5 protein-coding genes are annotated in these 5896 nt (G+C 69.3%); 2 read left to right on the top strand and 3 right to left on the bottom strand.

Annotated features, from left to right (window positions below):
* Positions 1–853, bottom strand: an 853-nt coding sequence (locus D7X74_RS38740; RefSeq protein WP_147446841.1) for an iron ABC transporter permease, incomplete at its 3' end; no start/stop codon positions are given.
* Positions 850–1896, bottom strand: a complete 1047-nt coding sequence (locus D7X74_RS38735; RefSeq protein WP_120537979.1) for an ABC transporter substrate-binding protein — start codon at positions 1894–1896, stop codon at positions 850–852. The genes D7X74_RS38740 and D7X74_RS38735, both read right to left, overlap by 4 nt.
* Positions 1897–2080: 184 nt before the next feature.
* Between D7X74_RS38735 and D7X74_RS38730 the strand changes: the two genes are divergently transcribed.
* Positions 2081–3070 (top strand): aldo/keto reductase, encoded by a 990-nt coding sequence (locus D7X74_RS38730; RefSeq protein WP_120537978.1) that lies wholly within the window; start codon positions 2081–2083, stop codon positions 3068–3070.
* Between the two features lie 83 nt (positions 3071–3153).
* On the top strand, positions 3154–4521 hold the full coding sequence (locus D7X74_RS38725) for a family 16 glycosylhydrolase (protein WP_120537977.1): 1368 nt from the start codon (positions 3154–3156) through the stop codon (positions 4519–4521).
* A gap of 56 nt (positions 4522–4577) precedes the next feature.
* Here D7X74_RS38725 and D7X74_RS38720 read toward each other — a convergent pair whose 3' ends face one another.
* Entirely contained in the window at positions 4578–5696 is a 1119-nt protein-coding gene (locus D7X74_RS38720; protein WP_233602439.1) for a polysaccharide deacetylase family protein, read from the bottom strand.
* Positions 5697–5896 lie beyond the last annotated feature (200 nt).

The following is a 5896-nucleotide window of genomic DNA, read 5'->3' as shown; positions in this document are numbered from 1 at the left end:
CCCCCAGCGCGAGCACGCGCGGCGACACGCCCTTGCCCGCGCTCAACCGCACCCGCCCCGTCCTCCCCAGCAACCACGTCAGCCCCAGCGCCAGCGGCGTCAGCAGCAGCAGGAACAAGGCAAGCACCGATGCGCGCGGCAGTCCTTCCTCGCTGCCCAGCAGCACCAGCTCATAGATGCGCGTGGTGAGCACCCGCGTGGGAGGCGATGCCGAAACCCCCAACAGGTACGGCACGCCAAACGAAGACGCCGCCATGAGGAACACCATCACCGCGCCCGACAGCAGCGACGGCAGCACCAGCGGCACCGTGGTGCTCATGAGCGCACGCAGGGGAGAAGCACCACACACCCGCGCGGCCTCCTCCAGGGCCGGATCCACGCGTCGCAGCGCCGCCGCCCCCGCGAGCAGCACCAGCGGCAGGCCCGACAGCCCCTCCACGAACGCGATGCCACCCGCCCCGTAGAGGTTGAACACGTCCGCGCCCAACATCCGGTTCAGATACCCGGCCCGGGGACTCGCGAGCGACAACCACCCCATGCCCCAGATGAACGCGGGGATGGCCGAAGGCAGCGTGAACAGCACCGTGAGCGCGCCGCGCATCGGCAGGTCCGTGCGGAACAGCAGCACCGCCAGCGGTGCCCCCAGGGCCAGCGCCCACGCCGTCGCCCCCAAGGAGACACCCAGCGTGTTCCACAGGGCTCCCGACTCCGCCGCGAGCACCTGCCCCATCCCTCCCGTCGCCGCGCCCACGCCCCGCAGCAGCAACGCCGCGACCGGCAGCACCGCGAAGAGCAGCAGCGGCACCAGCCACGCGCCCAGCGCCAGCCACCGTCCCCCGCCACGTCCCGTCATCGCGCGAACGCCCGGCTGAAGGCTTCCTTGATGTCACCCCCGCGCAGCAGGCCCTGCTCCAGCACCGCCGGGGACCACGCCTGCGCACGGCCCAGCAAGCCCTCCACGCCGGGCTCGCCACGAGGACCGACCAGCCGGGGATCCACCGCGTGCATGTCTCCCTTCTCCACGATGATGCGCTGCCCTTCCGGCGACAGCAGCACGTCCACCAGCGCCTTCGCCGCCACCGCGTTGCGCGTCGTCGCGAACAGGCCCACCGGCCCGGGGATGACGACCGCGCCATCCGCGGGCCAGACGATCTCGATGGGGCCGCCCTTCGCCTTCGCCGCCAGCGCGTTCTCCAGGAGCAACACGCCCGCGTCCACCTCGCCGCTCTCCACCTTCTGGAGCACGGCCGCGTTGCCCCCCGCCACCACCGCGCCCTTCTCCCGCAGGCCCGCGAAGTACGCGTCACCACGCCGCGCGTGCATGAACACCGCCCAGGTGAACGCCGTGCCCGACGTGAGCGGATCCCCGACGGCGGCCTTCCCCTGCCAGCTCCCGTCCACCAGCGCCTCGAACGACTTCGGCGCCGCGCCCGCCCCCGTCCGGTGCACCAGCACCATCGTGGACAAGCGCACCGCCGCGTACCGGGCATCCAGGTCCATCAGCGAACGAGGAATGCGCAGCGCGTTCACGGAGGCGTAGCGGAGGAACGCGCCATCCCGCGCCAGACGTTCGTAGAGGAACGGATCCGACGTCATCAGCACGTCCGCGCGCACCGCGCCCGCGGCCCGCTCCGCTTCCAGGCGGCTCGCCACCTTCTCGCTGCCGGCCTGATACCAGTGCACCTGCACGCCGGGCAGCCGCTCCTTCAACAGCGGCTCCAGCGCATCCAGCACGTGCCGGTACATCGACGTGTAGACCCACACCTCGCCGGAGGGCGTCGCGGCCTGCGACACGGCGGCCCCGCCCGACGGCGCGGCGGATTCGATGCGGCACGCGCACAGGAGGACCATCGCGAGGGCGAAGCCGAAGCCCCGAAGCGTGAGGGGGATGCGCATGCGGGTGTCGATTATGCGGCACACGCCGTCCATTCACATCCACGCATCTCCACCTCCGGACGCTGGAGACCGGTGGCTCCCACACACTCGGCCCGAGCGCCCGTTGTGCGCCGTCGCGCGCGGATCCAGCTTCGGCGTCCCAGACGCCACCCGCGCCACCCGGTGGCCGGAAGGACACCCGCCCATGACCCGGAAGGAATTCCTCGCCGCGACGCTGTCGCTGATGGTCGCCCCCAACGTGCTCGGCGCCCCGCCGTCGAAGGCGAAGTCGCCCGGAGTGCCCCGCCGCAAGCTGGGCCGCACCGGCCAGGAGGTCTCTTGCGTGGGGCTCGGAGGCTTCCACATCGGCAAGCAGCAGGACGAGGCGGAGAGCATCGCCCTCATCCGGGGCGCGCTCGACCAGGGCATCAACTTCCTGGACAACTGCTGGGACTACAACGACGGCAAGAGCGAGGAGCGCATGGGCAAGGCGCTGCGCGACGGCTACCGCGCCAAGGCCTTCCTGATGACGAAGATCGACGGCCGCGACAAGAAGACCGCCGCGAAGCAGATCGACGAATCGCTCCAGCGCCTCCAGACGGACCACCTGGACCTGCTCCAGCTCCACGAGGTCATCCGCGAGAGCGACCCCGACAAGGCCTTCGCCGAGGGCGGCGCGATGGAGGCGCTGAAGGAGGCCCAGAAGGCCGGCAAGGCGCGCTTCCTGGGCTTCACCGGCCACAAGTCCCCGGACATCCACCTGAAGATGCTGGAGACCGCGAAGGCGCACGGCTTCCGCTTCGACACCGTGCAGCTGCCCCTCAACGTGATGGACGCCCACTTCAACAGCTTCGAGAAGCGCGTGCTCCCCGTGCTCGTGAAGGACGGCATCGGCGTGCTCGCGATGAAGTGCATGGGCGACCCGTTCATCCTCGACAGCAAGACCGTCACCGCGCCGGAGTGCCTGCGCTACAACCTGTCCCTGCCCGTCAGCGTCGTCATCACCGGCATCGACTCCCAGGCCCGCCTGGACCAGGCCCTCTCCGCCGCGCGCGGCTTCAAGCCCTTGAGCGAGAAGGAGGTCCAGGCCCTCCTCGCCAAGACGAAGGACGCGGCCCGGGACGGCGCCTACGAGAAGTACAAGACGAGCCACCACTTCGACGGCACCGTCCAGAATCCCCAGTGGCTCGGCTGACACCCGCCCCGCCGTGTCCATGTCTTCCTGGCAAGACACGTTAAAACAGGCAATCATGAATGCTCCCCCTACCTGGAGCACCCATGAAGCGCGCCACTCGTGCTGGCCTTGTCGCAGCGGGATTCCTCGCCACCGTTTCCGGCTGTTCGCCCGAGCCGGAGGGCCCTTCGGAGGCGCCTGTCGAGGCGGAGGCCTACGGTCAGGCGAAGCAGGGCGAGCGCGCCTATGACCCGGGCGGGGGCTGGAACCTGTCCTGGCAGGACGACTTCACCGGCACGTCGCTGAACACGGGCGCGTGGACGGTGCTGACGAGCAACTGGGACCCCGTCACCAACAACTGCAACTTCGGCACGGGCGAGCTGGAGTTCCCGCGCGCGCAGAACGTGACGGTGGGCAACGGCAAGCTGGTCATCACGGCGGAGCGCACGGCGGACAACCCCACCGACTCGCGCTGCGGCGGCCAGTTCCGTTCGTTCTACTCCGGCCGCCTGCACACGAAGGGCAAGGTGGAGGGGCGCTACGGGAAGATCGTCGCGAGCATCAAGATTCCGCCGGGCTACGGCATGTGGCCGGCGTTCTGGACGCTGGGCTCCAACATCCAGAGCGCGGGCTGGCCGGGCGCGGGGGAGATCGACATCCTGGAGTGGCACTCCAACGAGCCCACGTGGATGAAGTCCGCGCTGCATTGGTACAACGGCGGGCAGGCGGACTGGGGCACGGGCGCGAGCCGCGGCGTGGACCTGTCGCAGGACTTCCACACGTACGAAGTGGAGTGGAACGCGAACAGCATCGTGTTCCGGCTGGACAAGGACTTCGTGTCCACGGCGACCTTCGGCCACAACGAGACGGAGTTCCAGCAGCCGCACTACCTCATCCTCAACCTCGCGATGGGCGGCAACTGGTACGGCCACCCGTCCCCGAACTCCATCGACCTGCCGTGGGGCGCGCGCAAGACGATGGAAGTGGAATGGGTGCGCTGGTACCAGCCGGGCGGCTCGCAGTCGCTGGGCCTCACCAACGCGGGCTTCGAGCAGGGCCTGACGGGCTGGACCACCTGGAGCCCGAACGGCACCGGGGGCGCCGCCATCTCGGAGACGTACAACGGCGGGCACTCGGGCAGCTACCACCTGACGCACTGGACGTCGGGCGCGCCCTACGAGGCCTGGACGTACCAGACGAAGTCCGGCCTGGCCGCGGGCACGTACAAGCTGCGCGCGTGGGTCCGCAAGGGCGGCGCGTTCAACTTCGCGCGCTTCCAGGTGAAGACCTGCGGCTCGTGCGCGGCCGCCGTCAACAACCTGGGCACCTACGGGGGCTACACGCTGGTGGAGACGCCTGCCGTCACCGTGCCGGCCAACGGCTACCTGGAGTTCGGCCTGCACAGCAGCACGCCCACGAACAACGGCTCCAGCTTCATCCACATGGATGACGTGGAGCTGGTCCGCCTGTAATCGCATCCACCGCCGCGCGCGCCAGGCGCTCCCCGGCGCGCGCGGTGCTTCAGGCCTCAGTACGGAACGAGCACGAAGTCGTCCACGTACACCGTGCCCTGATCCGACCCCGAGTCGTCCATCAGGTAGAAGTCATTCACCGTGCCGGACGTCGCGCCCAGCGCGGTCAGCGGGATGGAGACCTTCTCCCAGGTCCCTGCCGTGATGGGGTGGCCCAGCACCGTCACCAGGTTGATGCTGCCCAGCGGCGTGGCGTTGTCATACAGCGCCAGCCGAAGCTGCTGCCCACCGGTCGTACCGCCGTGCACCCACAGGTCGATGGACTGGTACAGCGACAGGTCCAGCCCCGTGTGGTGGAACATCAGCGCCTCCCAGTAGTCCGGCTCGAAGCTGAGGGCGGTGGGGCCCGAGTGCACGGTGACGGCCTCGTCCAGCGAGTGGGTCCCCCAGCTCCAGTCCTGGAACCCACTGCCCATGGCGTCGTCGTAGATGACCGTGCCCACGGAGGGCGGGGCTTCGGTGAGGCCGTCGGTCAGCGCCAGGCCCTCCGCCACGGTGACGGTGCGGATGCCAGTGGACTTCACGTAGTTGAGGATGGTGGTGAAGTTGGTGGTCTTGTACTGCGTCTCGCGGGTGGGCGTGCCGCTGGTGAACTCGTGGAAGAGGATGATGAGCCAGCTCTTCTCCGCGATGGCCTGGTTGATCCACCCCTTCACCGTCGCCACCGTCACCGCGCTCGACACGTCGTTGGCGCGCAGCTCGTAGATGACCGTGTCGCGGTAGTTGCGGCCCGCGTTGATGGTGCGGTGGCTGGCGTATTCGGCCTTCAGCGACGTCATCACCGTCGCGTTGTACGCGCCGTAGGGGGAGGCGAAGTCCTTGCCGCACATCGCGCCGACATTCGTGGCCAGGTACGCGCGCGAGTCGTGCAGCTCCGACGTGAGCTGCGCGGGCGTCAGCGAGGTGAGGTCCGCGTGCGTGCGCGTGTGGCTGGCGATCTCATTGTTCTCCGCGTAGAGCGTCTGCACCTGCGCGAGGCTCATGTAGCCGCTCCAGCCCTGCGCCACGGCGTCGGTGACCAGGTAGTACGTGGCACGAATGCCGCGCGACTTGAGCGCGGGCCGCGCCGCCGAGTACTGCGTGCTCCAGCCGTCATCCAACGTGATGGAGACCATGCCTTCCGCGAACGGCGACGCGGCAAGGGCGGAAGAAGCGCAAAGGAACACCGCGGCGCAAAGCGCGCGGGACGACGGATTCAGGAAGGTCATGTCTGGGCAATCCCCCGATGAGGGTGTCCAAGGATACGCGCGCGGCGCGGGAATCCCAGGCACTGCTTCCCGGCCCCCCAGGCCGAGCCCCATGTTAGAAGTCCACC

Source organism: Corallococcus sp. CA047B, from assembly GCF_003612065.1.
In the GTDB taxonomy this organism is placed as follows: domain Bacteria; phylum Myxococcota; class Myxococcia; order Myxococcales; family Myxococcaceae; genus Corallococcus; species Corallococcus praedator.
The sequence above is the reverse complement of the archived record's forward strand: the minus strand, read 5'-3'. Positions and strand labels throughout refer to the sequence as shown.